This window comes from Leucothrix arctica (assembly GCF_003172895.1).
Classification (GTDB): domain Bacteria; phylum Pseudomonadota; class Gammaproteobacteria; order Thiotrichales; family Thiotrichaceae; genus Leucothrix; species Leucothrix arctica.
On record NZ_QGKL01000011.1, the window covers coordinates 20,552 to 34,173 of the forward strand.

At 42.7% G+C, this 13,622-nt stretch carries 12 protein-coding genes; 9 read left to right on the plus strand and 3 right to left on the minus strand.

The features are described from left to right. Positions 1 to 22: 22 nt before the first annotated feature. The 9 genes from purU to DKT75_RS03285 all read left to right on the plus strand — a co-directional run bounded on the left by purU (position 23) and on the right by DKT75_RS03285 (position 8,531). Positions 23 to 895 carry a formyltetrahydrofolate deformylase gene (purU, locus tag DKT75_RS03245; RefSeq protein WP_109822000.1) on the plus strand — a complete coding sequence of 291 codons (873 nt, stop codon included), beginning with the start codon at positions 23 to 25 and terminating at the stop codon, positions 893 to 895. 248 nt (positions 896 to 1,143) lie between these two features. Then, on the plus strand, positions 1,144 to 3,075 hold the full coding sequence (thrS, locus tag DKT75_RS03250) for a threonine--tRNA ligase (protein ID WP_109822094.1): 1,932 nt from the start codon (positions 1,144 to 1,146) through the stop codon (positions 3,073 to 3,075). A 50-nt stretch (positions 3,076 to 3,125) separates the two neighbouring features. Then, the gene (infC, locus tag DKT75_RS03255) at positions 3,126 to 3,662 is read left to right on the plus strand and encodes a translation initiation factor IF-3 (protein ID WP_109822001.1); all 537 of its coding nucleotides are present in this window, start codon (positions 3,126 to 3,128) and stop codon (positions 3,660 to 3,662) included. A gap of 84 nt (positions 3,663 to 3,746) precedes the next feature. Then, positions 3,747 to 3,944, plus strand: coding sequence for a 50S ribosomal protein L35 (rpmI, locus tag DKT75_RS03260; protein WP_109822002.1), 198 nt, complete (start codon positions 3,747 to 3,749; stop codon positions 3,942 to 3,944). A gap of 16 nt (positions 3,945 to 3,960) precedes the next feature. Further along, on the plus strand, positions 3,961 to 4,320 hold the full coding sequence (rplT, locus tag DKT75_RS03265; protein ID WP_109822003.1) for a 50S ribosomal protein L20: 360 nt from the start codon (positions 3,961 to 3,963) through the stop codon (positions 4,318 to 4,320). Between the two features lie 119 nt (positions 4,321 to 4,439). Then, the gene (gene pheS, locus DKT75_RS03270; protein WP_211665145.1) at positions 4,440 to 5,438 is read left to right on the plus strand and encodes a phenylalanine--tRNA ligase subunit alpha; all 999 of its coding nucleotides are present in this window, start codon (positions 4,440 to 4,442) and stop codon (positions 5,436 to 5,438) included. Between the two features lie 13 nt (positions 5,439 to 5,451). Beyond that, the gene (gene pheT, locus DKT75_RS03275) at positions 5,452 to 7,839 is read left to right on the plus strand and encodes a phenylalanine--tRNA ligase subunit beta (RefSeq protein WP_109822005.1); all 2,388 of its coding nucleotides are present in this window, start codon (positions 5,452 to 5,454) and stop codon (positions 7,837 to 7,839) included. A 55-nt stretch (positions 7,840 to 7,894) separates the two neighbouring features. Next, positions 7,895 to 8,194, plus strand: a complete 300-nt coding sequence (ihfA, locus tag DKT75_RS03280; protein WP_109822006.1) for an integration host factor subunit alpha — start codon at positions 7,895 to 7,897, stop codon at positions 8,192 to 8,194. After that, positions 8,175 to 8,531, plus strand: a complete 357-nt coding sequence (locus DKT75_RS03285; protein WP_109822007.1) for a MerR family transcriptional regulator — start codon at positions 8,175 to 8,177, stop codon at positions 8,529 to 8,531. Before ihfA ends, DKT75_RS03285 begins: the two co-directional genes overlap by 20 nt. A 39-nt stretch (positions 8,532 to 8,570) precedes the next feature. On the opposite strand, the gene DKT75_RS03290 is transcribed toward DKT75_RS03285, so the two are convergent. The 3 genes from DKT75_RS03290 to DKT75_RS03300 form a co-directional block, all read right to left on the minus strand. After that, positions 8,571 to 9,092, minus strand: coding sequence for a hypothetical protein (locus tag DKT75_RS03290; protein ID WP_109822008.1), 522 nt, complete (start codon positions 9,090 to 9,092; stop codon positions 8,571 to 8,573). A gap of 92 nt (positions 9,093 to 9,184) precedes the next feature. Continuing rightward, entirely contained in the window at positions 9,185 to 11,437 is a 2,253-nt protein-coding gene (locus DKT75_RS03295) for a GumC family protein (protein ID WP_109822009.1), read from the minus strand. Between the two features lie 233 nt (positions 11,438 to 11,670). Continuing rightward, on the minus strand, positions 11,671 to 13,530 hold the full coding sequence (locus DKT75_RS03300; protein WP_109822010.1) for a hypothetical protein: 1,860 nt from the start codon (positions 13,528 to 13,530) through the stop codon (positions 11,671 to 11,673). Positions 13,531 to 13,622: the final 92 nt, after the last annotated feature.

Sequence of the window (13,622 nt, forward strand, 5' to 3'; positions counted from 1 at the left end):
AAACTTTTTAGAGATTGCAACAATGTTAGAATCAACGTTATCGAACGACGAATTTATTTTCCAAGCAACATGCCCCCTAGGAGGGGGTATTGTTTCGGAAGTATCGTCTTATTTGTGGGATAAAACCTGCTACATAAAAGAACTGCATCAATTTGATGATTTAAATACCGGTGAGTTTTTTATGCGTGCGGTATGTCGCATCGACTCTGATGAGGTATCAATAGACTCTATTCGTGAAGGGTTTGGTGCTCTTTCCGATAAGTTCGGCATGACGTGGGACATGCACGACAGCACTAAGCCTTGTCGCGTATTAATCATGGTAAGTAAGCTGGATCATTGTCTTGATGATCTTCTTTATCGTCACCGTAAAGGTGAGTTGGCAATGGATATCACGGCGATTGTTTCTAACCACCAAGACGTGCGTCCAATGGCAGAGCGAGAAGGGATTCGTTTTGTGCATTTACCAATAACGAAAGAGAATAAAGCTGAGCAAGAAGCGGCTTTACTTGAAATCGTTGATGAGACGAATACTGATTTAGTTGTTCTAGCTCGTTATATGCAGATTCTTTCTGATAAATTGAGTAAAAGACTGAGCGGTAAGGTAATCAATATTCATCACTCTTTCTTGCCAGGCTTCAAGGGTGCTAAGCCTTATCATCAAGCGTTTGATCGTGGTGTTAAGTTGATCGGTGCGACGGCTCACTACGTAACGGCTGATCTTGACGAAGGTCCAATTATCGAGCAGGCAGTACAGGTAGTAGACCACTCGTTCAATTCAGAGATGTTGACTGCTGCAGGTCGTGATACAGAGACAATTGCACTAGCGAAAGCAGTTAAGTACCATGTAAACCATCGTGTGTTTATGACGGGTAATAAGACTGTCGTGTTTAAGTAAAAGCTTCAAACATTGAAGCCTTATGTTACCTATAATAGGTAACTGAGGTTTCAATGCTCTTCGATAAAGCGTTTGTTCATATCTCCTAAAGCAAAATAGCGTCGTAATAACCAACAAACTTATGAAAAACAATGGTTACTCTAACGCGATGAAGTTGCTACACTTCGCACTCTGAATTTACCAACACCGATTAATACGGTGAAAAAATCATGTGGCCATTGGTATTGGTCACCACTGGAGATAAAGATATGCCTGTAATTACCCTTCCTGACGGTAGTCAGCGTGACTTTGACGCACCCGTAACTGTTTTAGACGTAGCATTTGATATTGGCCCAGGTTTGGCCAAAGCAACCTTGGCTGGAACAGTTAATGGTGAGCTTGTTGATGGCAGTTATGTAATTAGTGAAGACGCTAGCTTAAGTATTGTCACTGCTAAAAATGATGAAGGACTAGAAGTGATTCGTCACTCGTCTGCTCATTTGATGGGGCAAGCTGTAAAACAGTTGTTCCCAACGGCTCAGGTAACGATAGGCCCGGTCATCGAAAATGGTTTCTTCTATGACTTCGCATATGAGCGTGCATTCACGCCAGAAGATCTAGAAGCCATCGAAAAGCGCATGCAGGAACTCATCAAACAAGATATCCCTGTTACTCGTGAGCTAATGGAGCGTGATGAAGCGGTGAGCTTCTTCCGTGGCATGGGCGAAGAATATAAAGCAGAGATCATCGAGTCTATTCCCGCGGATCAAGCGTTATCGCTTTATCGTCAAGGTGACTTCATTGATCTTTGTCGTGGACCACACGTACCAAGTACAGGAAAAATTCCAGCGATTAAGTTAACGAAACTTGCAGGCGCGTACTGGCGTGGAGATTCTAACAATGAAATGTTGCAGCGTATCTATGGTACGGCTTGGGGTAACAAGAAAGACCTAAAGTCTTATCTACATAACGTAGCAGAAGCTGAAAAACGTGATCACCGTCGTCTAAGTCGTCAGTTGGATTTATTCCACATTCAAGAAGAGGCACCGGGTCAGGTATTTTGGCATCCAAAAGGTTGGACTGTTTATCAGACAATCGAAAATTATATGCGTGAGCAGCAACGCTTACGTGACTACAAAGAAATTAAAACACCACAGTTAGTTGATTTTTCTTTGTGGGAACGCTCTGGTCATGCGGCTAAGTACAGTGAAGATATGTTCTCACTGGTATCTGATGAAAAGCAGTTTGCTTTGAAACCAATGAATTGCCCATGTCATGTGCAAGTATTTAATCAGGGTCTTAAAAGTTACCGTGATTTGCCAATGCGTTTGGCAGAGTTTGGCTCATGTCACCGAAACGAGATGTCAGGTGCGCTACATGGTTTGATGCGTGTGCGTGGATTTGTTCAGGATGATGGGCATATCTTCTGTACTGAAGATCAGATTCAAACAGAAGTTGCTGACTTTATCGACTTCTTACATGACGTTTATCGTGACTTTGGTTTTGATAATGTTATTTATCGTTTATCGACACGTCCAGAAAGTCGTGTAGGTAGTGATGAAAATTGGGATAAAGCAGAGAAAGCGTTAAGTGATGCGTTAGATGCGCAAAACTTAGACTGGGAAGAAAACCCTGGTGAAGGTGCTTTTTATGGTCCTAAAATAGAATTCTCATTTAAAGATTGTATCGGTCGTACTTGGCAGCTTGGTACAGTTCAGGTTGATTTCTCTATGCCTGGGCGTCTTGATGCACAGTATGTTGCTGAGGATGGTTCTCGCCAAGTGCCGGTTATGTTACATCGTGCGATCCTTGGGTCATTCGAGCGTTTCATCGGTATTTTGATCGAACATCACGAAGGGCGTTTCCCTTTGTGGTTGTCTCCTGATCAAGCTGTTATCATGAATATTACTGATTCTCAGTCAGATTTCGTTCAATCGGTAGCCGATAGACTGAAAAAAGTTGGCATTCGAGCGACTTCGGACTTGAGAAATGAGAAAATTGGATTTAAAATCCGCGAGCACACTTTACAACGCGTCCCATATCTATTAGTGGTTGGTGATCGTGAAGTAGAAGCTGATTCTGTTGCAGTAAGAACGCGAACAGGTGAAGACCTAGGTACAATGACTGTTGATGCCTTGATTTCACACCTGCAAACCGAAATTACTCAGCGTGCAGACTTAAATGGTGTGCAGAAAGACTAAGCCAAATGGTTTGTCTTTTATATTTTTTAATAATTAAGGAGGGCTAGCATATCGCTCGCAACCTAAAAAAGAATCGTGTCAATGAAGAAATTACCTTGCCGAAGGTAAGGTTAATTGATGCAGAAGGAGAAAATGTTGGTGTTGTATCTTATGAAGATGCAATGGCACGTGCTGCAGCAGTGACACTTGATTTGGTTGAAATCGTGCCGAATGCTGAGCCTCCAGTATGTCGAATTATGGACTTTGGTAAGTTCAAATTCGAGAGCAGTAAGAAGAAAGGTGCTGCTAAGAAGAAACAGAAGAAGACTCAAGTTAAAGAGATCAAGTTCCGCCCAGTGACAGATATTGGAGATTACAATATCAAGCTGCGTAACATGATTAAATTTCTTGAAGTTGGCGATAAGACTAAGGTTACAGTACGTTTCCGTGGTCGTGAGATGGCTCATCGTGATTTAGGCATGGCTATGCTTAAGCGTGTTGAGAAAGATCTTGAAGAGTACGGTACTGTTGAGCAATTCCCTAAGATGGAAGGTCGCCAGATGATTATGGTGATGTCTCCAATTAGTAAAGATAAGCAACAGCCGTAACAAGCTAAAGCGTTCGAGCGCATCACTTTAAGGAGGGCACTCTTGAGTGATGTTTGATTAACCCGTTACTAACGGAGTATGAAGATGCCTAAGATCAAAACTAACAGCGGTGCTGCAAAGCGTTTCCGCAAACGTGCTAATGGCACATTTAAGTGTAAGCAATCACACTTGCGTCATATCTTGACTAAGAAAAGCTCAAAGCGAAAGCGTCACCTGCGTGCAGGGGATGTTATTGAGGCGTGTGATACGCCTGCGGTTCGTAAAATGATGCCTTACGCTTAATCAGGAGATTTAAAAGATGGCAAGAGTTAAACGTGGTGTAACAGCCCGTGCTAAGCACAAAAAAGTACTAAAGAAAGCTAAAGGTTATTATGGTGCGCGTAGTCGTATCTATCGTGTTGCGACACAGGCAGTAACTAAAGCTGGTCAATATGCATACCGTGACCGTCGTCAGAAGAAACGTCAATTCCGTTCTTTATGGATTGTTCGTATCAATGCGGCAGCTCGTATGTTTGATATGTCTTACAGCCGTTTAATGAACGGTATCAGTAAGGCTGGTATTGAAGTTGATCGCAAGATGCTGGCTGACCTAGCAGTACATGATATTGATGCATTTGAGAAGATAGCAGAGAAGGCTAAAGCCGCCCTAGCTGTTTGATTCAATAGTATCGAGTCAAAATAAAAGCGGGGAAAGGTAATGCCTTTCCTCGCTTTTTTTTTATAAGTACAAAAACAGAAGTTACTGGGAGTTTTTCTGTGAATCAATTACTGGAACTCATGGGCCAAGCGCATGAAGAAATTTCAGCAGCAGCAAGCCTTGTTGCGTTGGATGAAGTGCGTGTTCGCTACATGGGAAAAAAGGGGTTACTGACCGACCAGCTTAAGCAGTTGGGTCAATTACCTCCAGAAGAGCGTCGCGAAGCAGGGCAAGAGATTAATAAGGCTAAGAAAGCATTAGCTGAAGCTCTTGATCTACGCAAAGAAAGCATGCAAGAAGAGGCGTTAAATGCGCGTTTGCAAGCTGAGCGTGTCGATGTCAGCTTACCTGGGCGTAATGCCGAAGCAGGTAGTCTTCACCCTATCACTCAAACGATCAAACGTATTGAGGCAATCTTTGCCCAACTAGGTTTTGAGACAGTGGAAGGGCCAGAAATTGAAGATGATTTCCATAACTTTACTGCGTTAAATGTGCCGGAGCATCATCCAGCACGTGCAATGCATGACACATTCTATTTTGATGATGGTTTGCTACTTCGTACTCACACATCGTCAGTTCAGATTCATACTATGGAAGACAACGAGCCGCCATATCGCATTATAGCGCCAGGTCGTGTTTACCGTTGTGACTCTGATATTACACATAGTCCAATGTTCCATCAGGTTGAAGGCTTGATGGTTGATAAGGATGTTACTTTTGCTGATCTTAAAGGTGTTTTAGACGCCTTCTTCAAAGCATTCTTTGAAGTTGATGAGTTGCCAGTACGTTTCCGTGCATCTTACTTCCCATTCACTGAGCCATCCGCTGAAACAGATATTCAGTGTGTTTTATGCTCGGGTGAAGGTTGTAAGGTTTGCAGTCATACCGGTTGGTTGGAAGTAATGGGTTGCGGCATGGTGCACCCTGAAGTACTTAAACACACAGGTGTTGACCCTGATAAATACACGGGATTTGCCTTTGGCTTCGGTGTTGAGCGTCTTGCGATGCTCCGCTACGGCATAGACGATCTACGTATTTTATTCGACAACGATACTCGCGTTCTAGAACAGTTCAGCTAAGGGGATACACAAAATGAAAGTCAGTGAAATGTGGCTGCGTGAATGGGTTAACCCTAATATTGATGCGGCAGAAATTGGTAGTCAGCTTACGATGGCTGGTGTTGAGCTAGATGGTATTGAGCCAGTAGCTAGCGATTTTACCAAAGTGGTAATCGGCGAAATCTTAAGTACTGAAAAGCACCCAGATGCAGACAAACTTCGTATTTGTCAGGTTGCCTGTGGCGAAGCTGAGCCAGTACAGATTGTGTGTGGTGCGCCAAATGCACGCACAGGTCTGAAAGCACCTTTAGCAATGATCGGTGCAAAGCTTGGTACAAGCGACGGTGGTAGCTTCAAAATCAAGAAGTCAAAGCTTCGTGGTGAGTTATCATTTGGAATGCTTTGCTCTGCAAAAGAGCTAGGTATGGAAGACGCTATCGATGGTTTGCTAGAGCTTGCGAGCGATGCAACTGTAGGTATGGATATTCGTGAATATCTAATGCTTGAAGATGTAGTGCTAGAGCTAGATGCAACGCCAAATCGTGCAGATTGCCTAAGTATTGCAGGCATTGCGCGTGAGACGGGTGTATTGACTCAAACAGAAGTGACGGAGCCTGTTATTACAGCCGTTGCTCAGGCTTCGGATGAGCAATTCCCAATAGAAATTATTGCAACGGATAAGTGTGAGCGTTTTGTTTCTCGTGTTATTCGTAATGTAAATGTTAAAGCTCAAACACCATTGTGGATGGTTGAGCGCTTACGTCGCGCAGATATCCGTAGTTTAGGACCGATTGTTGACGTGACTAACTATGTAATGATCGAGCTAGGTTCGCCTATGCACGGTTTTGACTTTGATAAGCTTGTAGGTGGTATCAAAGTGCGTAACGGTGTCGAAGGTGAGCCTCTGACGCTGCTTGATGGGCGTGAAGTTAAGTTGCGTGAAGATACATTAGTTGTTGCTGACCATGAGAAAGCATTAGCACTTGCCGGTATCATGGGTGGTTTGGATTCGTCAGTGACTGATGAGACACAAAACATCATGTTGGAATGTGCGTACTTCGTGCCTGAAAAGATCATGGGTAAGTCTCGTACTTACGGTCTCCACACGGATGCTTCTCACCGTTTCGAGCGTGGTGTGTCTCCTGACTTGCAAGAAAAAGCAATACAGCGTGCAACACAGTTAATCGTTGAAATTTGTGGTGGTGATGTAGCTGCTGTGAATGATGTTATTAGTAATCCAGAGCTACTGTCTCGCGATTCTATTACTTTGAAGGCTAGCGATATCGTTCGTCACCTTGGTATTGAAGTCGATGCGGCACGTGTGACGGATATCCTGACACGTATCGGTTGTGATGTGTCGGTAGGAAGTGATAGTTGGACAGTAGTTCCTCCTGTATTCCGTTTTGATATTTCTATTGAAGTAGATCTAGTTGAAGAAATCGCGCGCGTATACGGCTACGATAAAATTCCTTCTCGTTTGCGTCCAATGACTCCGGTTATTGCGCGTAAGCTTGAAACAGAAGTAAATGATGATGTTCTTCGCCAGTTGTTGGTTGATGAAGGGTATCGTGAGGCAGTGACTTACAGTTTCGTTCCTTCCGAGATTGAATTGATGCTAAACCCTGCGCATGAGCAGATTCGTTTGGCTAACCCAATTTCTGAAGAACTAGCGATCATGCGTAGTACCTTATGGTCTGGTTTATTGCCTGCATTGGCTAAAAACTTGAACCGTCAGCAGTCACGTGTTCGTTTGTTTGAAGTGGGACTGAACTTTGTAAACGGCGAATCAGGCATGAAGCAGCGTAAGCAGCTTGCAGGTGTTATTACTGGTACGCGCAATACTGAGCATTGGGATGTAAAGCCAGATAACGTAGACTTCTTTGATGCTAAAGGTCACGTTGAACAGCTTTTGGCTCAAGCAAGTGGAAGTAAATATCATTTTGTCGCGGTTGCGCATCCTGCATTGCATCCTGGTCAGTCAGCGCAAATTACTGATGGTGAGAATGTTGTTGGTTGGGTTGGGGCGTTACATCCACGTTTAGAGAAAAAGTTTGGTATTTCTCAAAGCGTATTTATGTTTGAGTTAGACCTAGGTTATGTGGCTAAGAAGTCACTAGCGGCCTATGAAAAAGTCTCACGTTTCCCATCAATTCGTCGTGATTTGGCGTTAATTGTTGATCAAGCGGTAACTGCATCTGCCATTGAAAATTGCTTGAATGCATCCGGTATCGACATCTTACAATCGAGCCGAGTGTTCGATGTATACGAAGGTGCTGGGGTAGAGGACGGACAAAAAAGCCTTGCTCTAGGCTTGATTTTTCAAGACTTTTCACGCACTCTAGAGGATGGCGATATCAATTCATCAGTAGATGAAATTGTTCAGTTGCTAGAAAAACAAACAGGTGCGGTACTGCGTCAATGATGAATTTTATCAATCTGAATATATTCTCAAAAAATCGAAGGTTAGGAGCTACACAATGACATTGACCAAAGCGGAAATGGTCGAACATTTATTTGATGAACTTGGTTTAAATAAACGTGAAGCTAAAGAGCTTGTCGAGATGTTTTTTGAGGAAGTTCGTGGTGCACTTGAACGCGGTGAAGGGGTAAAGTTATCAGGTTTTGGTAACTTCACTCTGCGCGATAAAAAGCAGCGTCCAGGAAGAAATCCGAAATCAGGTGAGGCAATCCCCGTCAGTGCAAGACGAGTGGTAACCTTCAGACCTGGACAAAAACTGAAGCAGCGGGTAGAAAACTATGCTGGAACCGTCGAATAATCAGGAGCTTCCTCCAATACCGGGGAAGCGCTATTTCACTATTGGTGAAGTAAGTGACCTATGTGGCGTTAAGTCACACGTATTGCGTTACTGGGAGCAGGAGTTTCCTAATCTCAAGCCGATGAAACGACGTGGAAATCGTCGTTATTATCAGCGTCAGGATGTGTTATTGATTCGTCAAATACGCAGCTTGTTGTATGAGCATGGTTATACTATCAGTGGTGCTCGACAGAAATTAAATGGTGAAGAAGCTGAAGATGATACAAATCAATCTAAGCAACTCATTCGCCAATGTATTACTGAGCTTGAAGGTATTTTAAAGCTTCTTAAGCAGTAATAGGAGTAAATCAAGGAAGTGGGCTTAAGCAATTTAAGCTCACTCACTAGATGCTACACACTCATCAACTAACATTTTTATCTCTTCTTGTGAAAGCGACTCTAGTTGGCTAATTGCTGATTCGCACTCTTCCAATACTGCCATATATTTGTCGTCAACGTCAGGCTCATTTTGAGTGAGATGGGCACTGTTGCGATTGATGCACTCCATCGTTGCTTGCTCTATTTGAGCTTCAGGTATTCCTACCGATTGGGTAAGGCTTTGACATTCAGAGACAATATCTTCGATAGTAAGATCTAAAGATCCTAAGGAAATTGGATTTTTGTCCGTTGCTATAGGCTCATCAATCAACTCTGGAATTTTCGCGTTTTTATCAGGTGTGAAAAGAGGGGCTTTTTCAAGAGAAACTGAACCAGTAGTGTCAGATTGCTTAACACTATCACTTATAGATAATTTGGGCTCTGCATCTTCTACCCAGTTGTATTTCATGCCGAAATAGATAGCGGCAAAAAATACACATACTGCAATTATAATAGTCCAGATTATTGATTTAAGCGTCATCAGTTTTGACTCTACTAACTAAGGTTACATACGACCTGAAATTAGATCAGAAATGCATTCGGATAGCTAGAGAGTCACCACTAAATTAATGATTAGGACCTGCCAAGTAGTCGGTTGTTATTACGCTGGCGTGAACGTTGTAGATACTTATGATCTTGCTGTGCTGCTGTTTTAGCATTAACAACTAAGAACCCGCTCACATTTTGTTTGATACGTGTGAGTGAGTCCACTGTACGTTTTACACGATCAGAATGATTTTTCATGTTCTTTTCATTCGTCACCATAAGTGTCTTAGTTGCAAGTGAAGATAGAACAAGTGTTTCAGCTAGCCCCGAAGCAGGTGCAGAATCCATAATGACAAAATCAAATCTCTGTGATGCTTGTGCAATTAAGTAAGCCATCTTTTCACTACTCAGTAACTGCATAGGGTCAGCTTTAAAGTTTCCAGCAGTAATAACAAACAAGTTTGGTATTGCTTTGATTGTTTGTGTAATCCCAACTAGATCTGTTTCATTACCTAGGTAGTCAGACAGTCCAGTGGTATTTTGTATGCCTATCTTGTGATGTATCGAAGGCAGTCTAAGATCACCATCTATCAGTAATACTCTCATACCCATCTGTGCATAAGCGCAGGCAAGGTTGCACGCTGTTGTGCTTTTTCCTTCTTCTCCCATGGTACTTGTGACAAGGAGTACTTGATCTGCTTCATGGCCTTGTAGCTTCATGTTAGCTGCAAATATCCGGTAGGCTTGAGCAAATTGAGTATCGGGTGCTGTTTTACAGGCGAGGGCAAGGTTCTTTTTCGCTTTGCCATCTGGTTTTGGTATAGAGCCTAAAACGGGTAAGCCAGTAAACTTCTGTAGATCATCAGGAGACTTAATTGATTGGTCCAGTGAGTCTCTAAGGAAAGCTAATCCAATACCTAGTAGTACACCTGCAAGCGTTCCAACCAACACATTAAGTTTTGGGTTAGGACGATACTTCTTAACTGGCTCACGTGGCGGATCAATAATACTGATGCTGCTTGTATTAGCATTAGCGGCAGATGAAATCCCAAACTCTTCAACGCGTTGTAATAAGCCGTTATATAGCGCACCACTAGAGTCTACTTCACGCTTCAACGTATTGTAGTCAAGGCCCTTGCCTTGTAATGAATAAAGTTCTCTATTGAAGCTTTTTAGCTCAGCACGAAGTTTGTCTTCTTGTCTGCGCGCAGACTCAAAATCTGACTCTAGAGAGCCTTTAATTGTACTTAGCTCTCTTGTTAAGTTTTGACGTAACTGAATAATCTGCTGATTAAGTCTCTGCATATCAGGATAACCCGGCTTAAATAGCTTAAGCTTTTCTTGATACTCGCCTTCAAGTTGGACTAGACGACCTTTAAGGTTGGTAATAACTGGGTTATTGAGGACTGTTGAGACAGAACCAGTATTTTGCATTTCGCGAAAGTGACTTTCGGCTGCTGTTCGACGAATTTCTGCTTGTACTAATGCAGCGCTTAGATCGTTTAACTTTCTAACGTGTCGTGTTTGATTGCTGTCGATAGCCAATATGCCGTTCTTATTTGAATAAGTAACGAGCTTCTTTTCAGCATTCTGTAAATTACCGCGTGCTTTTTCTAGCTCACGACTTAGGAATTCTTTTGCGTACTCACCTGTTTCACTTTTTGTATCGATCTGCATTTGGATGAAGTTACTAATCACAGCGCTAACGGTACGCTGTGCTTCATTTGGAGAGCTAGCTTCATAAAATATATTTACAAGGTGAGTCGCATCGATAGCTTGAATTTGTAAATTCTTACCAAAAAGCTCAGTGATATCTGCTTGAGGCTGCGCATCCACTTCTGCTGCTGACTTATCTGATCCTAACCACTTTGAAACACTAAATAGGCTGAAAAAGCCTTTCATCGCTTCAGGTGGTTCACCGGCAGTTCGTAAGCTTGTTTCTAGGTTTTCCTGATCAACAACAGTTTCAGCAAGTGCTCGACTTTTCAGCATTTCGTAGCGAGTACGAAAGAAGGGGTCTTGCAGAGAGTCTGGTGCTCCTTGAGTCGTAGTAGGGCTAAAGGAAACGACTGTAGGTGCTTCTTTCTCAATTTGAATAGTTGCATGTGCAACGTAGCTAGGCTTTGTTGAGAATGTGAATAGAAGCGCGAAGAGTATTGTGAATAATGTTGTAAACAGGATTGTCCACTTACGCCTTCCTAATATCGAAAAGATATCACGAAGTGACAATTGCCCTTCATCTACAGAAGGCGCTGGGCCTGCATGCATAACTGATACATGCGGAGCTCCGCCCACCTGTGGGACTGCCCCATTTTGCTGTACCACTGGTACTCTAGACATGATGTGATCCTAATTCTTTATTATATTTGCATGGTCATCTACCAAGAAAATTATTGGTAAAAACTCAACTGCAGGTCGAATTATTGAAGTAATTAGTGAGCAATGTTAAGAGTAACGGCTGTACACGTAAATGTTTTCAAGATGAAAGGGGAAGGACTGCATTTATCGGAAGGGTTAAGCGAGGCATACGGTATCTATGATCCGTATGTCTTTGCTCGGTTAAAGGTTCGTCATTACTGCTGTAAAAAATTGACTCTTAATAGCATGAGATTGACGGGGTTAATGTTTGCAATTAGCTTGAAGTCAGCTTGATTATTATGACTCGGTGTTAGATTGATCCTAAACGTGGCCGTTCTCAATTTACCATCACCTTTTGTAGCTAACGCAGCTGTTTTTTTGTTGTCAGTTTGTATTGATAGTTTAGATTGCTGACTATCAAGGTAGGTCACTTTGACCTCTACAGGGCAGTCGCCATTGCATCTAGTTTTGGTCAGTTGGTCATTTAAATTGAATGAAAACGCCTGTGATGAGCGTGCCGCATACTCATAATCAATCCCTTGAGGAAGGTAGTAACCTTGTCCCCAGAGCTTATCGCTAGCAGGCATATTTATGCGCATAGCAGGCTTACTATCACTTGTTTCAGTTATCCAGCGTCCAAATGATCGAAAGGCTACTCGGTCTTTTACTTGGCAGGCTTTACGTTCTGGATATTCTGCTGCTAAACGATAATCAGCGACATAGCGCTCCCCTAAAAGGATGAATGCATCCGGAGTATCATTTTTTAACTTACCCATCGTTTTATCAAGGTAGCGCAAAAACTCCTGAGTTTTATAGACAGGGTGATCTAGTTTTTCCATACCACGTGCAAATATAAGCGAATAATTTCGACGCATCTGTAAGCCACGTAATGAGCTAATAAGAAAGCGGTAGGCTTGGTTTTGATAACTTCCATGCTCAGCCCGTACATAATCTAGGTCTCCATAAAACTCATTTTCAGTTCCCCAGTAGCGGGTCGAAAACCGATCAGCAACACGTTCATCCATATCGAGGGAGCATGTGCCGTTATTTGCAGGCTTCACTTGCATACCGAGTATGCGGTGCATGTATCTCATCCAGTGTTCGACTTGTCCATCACGTGCGCCAATACCTTTGTCTAATACGTATTTAGCAATGACAGGAATTCTTTGATTGTATGGCTCTGCAATAGCATTCCATGAGAACTGTTCAAGGTTGTTAAACACGAGCTTAGAAACATTAGCTCCAAATGCATTGGCGAATACGTTGACGATTTTTTTTGTAGAAGACTCAAGCTTTTCAGGTGTGAAGCCAAAGTTTGTTTCAGCTTCTTTTAATTCTTGAGGGTTCATATTGAATTCACCCCAACCATCTTTGAGTGCAAAGTTTTTACAATCTCCTCTGTATTCACCGTCTCCAATCCCTAGCTGGACACCAATGACTTGAGGGTTTTTGCGAACAAAGTTTGCGAGTGCTTTAATGAAGGGCTCAACAATACCTGCATACTGTGAATCCCAAAATATTAAACTACCATGCTGGGTATGTCTTAATTGCTTAAGCGCCCACGCGGGTGCCTCGCAGCGTGAATAAATTTCAGGCCTTAACAGGATTTGTTGGTTTGGTGCTCTATCTAATGCGCGCTGTAGCTCTGTGAAATTGTATTGTCCTGAACTAGGGTTTGTTTTATCCCATCGAACAATGTGGAAGTCACCTCGAACATAGTCAGAAGCACCTGCTGTTTCGGAAATGAGACCGCCGTTTTTACTGCGCTTAGCATAGCTAGGTAAGCGCCAGTCCATACCCTCGATAACCTCAACTTGGCTATTTAGTCTAGCTGGCTCAGCTTTTACTTGTTGGAAGGCGGGAGGCTTGGAAGCAACTTGTGTATCCCTGGCTTGAGGTTTGATCAGCTGTGTTGTTTTTATAGGTTTTGCTAGCGAGGAGGGTTGTGAAGCAGTATGAGTTTTTGGGTAAAGCAGGTCGTCATAAAACCCCTTAGGCATCAACAAGGCAGCGGTTAATGCCAGCAAAGTGCCACCTAGTAGTATTATAAATAAGATATTCTTTAGTATTTTCATTGTCAGTATTCATTATTTTAAAATTACCTGAAACTAGATGGTAACGATAAGCGCGGCTATGCATGTGGGTGAGTCTATTAATGGTTGAAAAT

Excerpts from the sequence above, each read along its gene's own strand:
- purU (WP_109822000.1), top strand. The coding sequence starts at position 23 with ATGTTAGAATCAACGTTATCGAACGACGAATTTATTTTCCAAGCAACA.
- thrS (WP_109822094.1), top strand. The coding sequence starts at position 1,144 with ATGCCTGTAATTACCCTTCCTGACGGTAGTCAGCGTGACTTTGACGCA.
- rpmI (WP_109822002.1), top strand. The coding sequence starts at position 3,747 with ATGCCTAAGATCAAAACTAACAGCGGTGCTGCAAAGCGTTTCCGCAAA.
- rplT (WP_109822003.1), top strand. The coding sequence starts at position 3,961 with ATGGCAAGAGTTAAACGTGGTGTAACAGCCCGTGCTAAGCACAAAAAA.
- pheS (WP_211665145.1), top strand. The coding sequence starts at position 4,440 with ATGGGCCAAGCGCATGAAGAAATTTCAGCAGCAGCAAGCCTTGTTGCG.
- pheT (WP_109822005.1), top strand. The coding sequence starts at position 5,452 with ATGAAAGTCAGTGAAATGTGGCTGCGTGAATGGGTTAACCCTAATATT.
- ihfA (WP_109822006.1), top strand. The coding sequence starts at position 7,895 with ATGACATTGACCAAAGCGGAAATGGTCGAACATTTATTTGATGAACTT.
- DKT75_RS03285 (WP_109822007.1), top strand. The coding sequence starts at position 8,175 with ATGCTGGAACCGTCGAATAATCAGGAGCTTCCTCCAATACCGGGGAAG.
- DKT75_RS03290 (WP_109822008.1), bottom strand. The coding sequence starts at position 9,092 with ATGACGCTTAAATCAATAATCTGGACTATTATAATTGCAGTATGTGTA.
- DKT75_RS03295 (WP_109822009.1), bottom strand. The coding sequence starts at position 11,437 with ATGTCTAGAGTACCAGTGGTACAGCAAAATGGGGCAGTCCCACAGGTG.
- DKT75_RS03300 (WP_109822010.1), bottom strand. The coding sequence starts at position 13,530 with ATGAAAATACTAAAGAATATCTTATTTATAATACTACTAGGTGGCACT.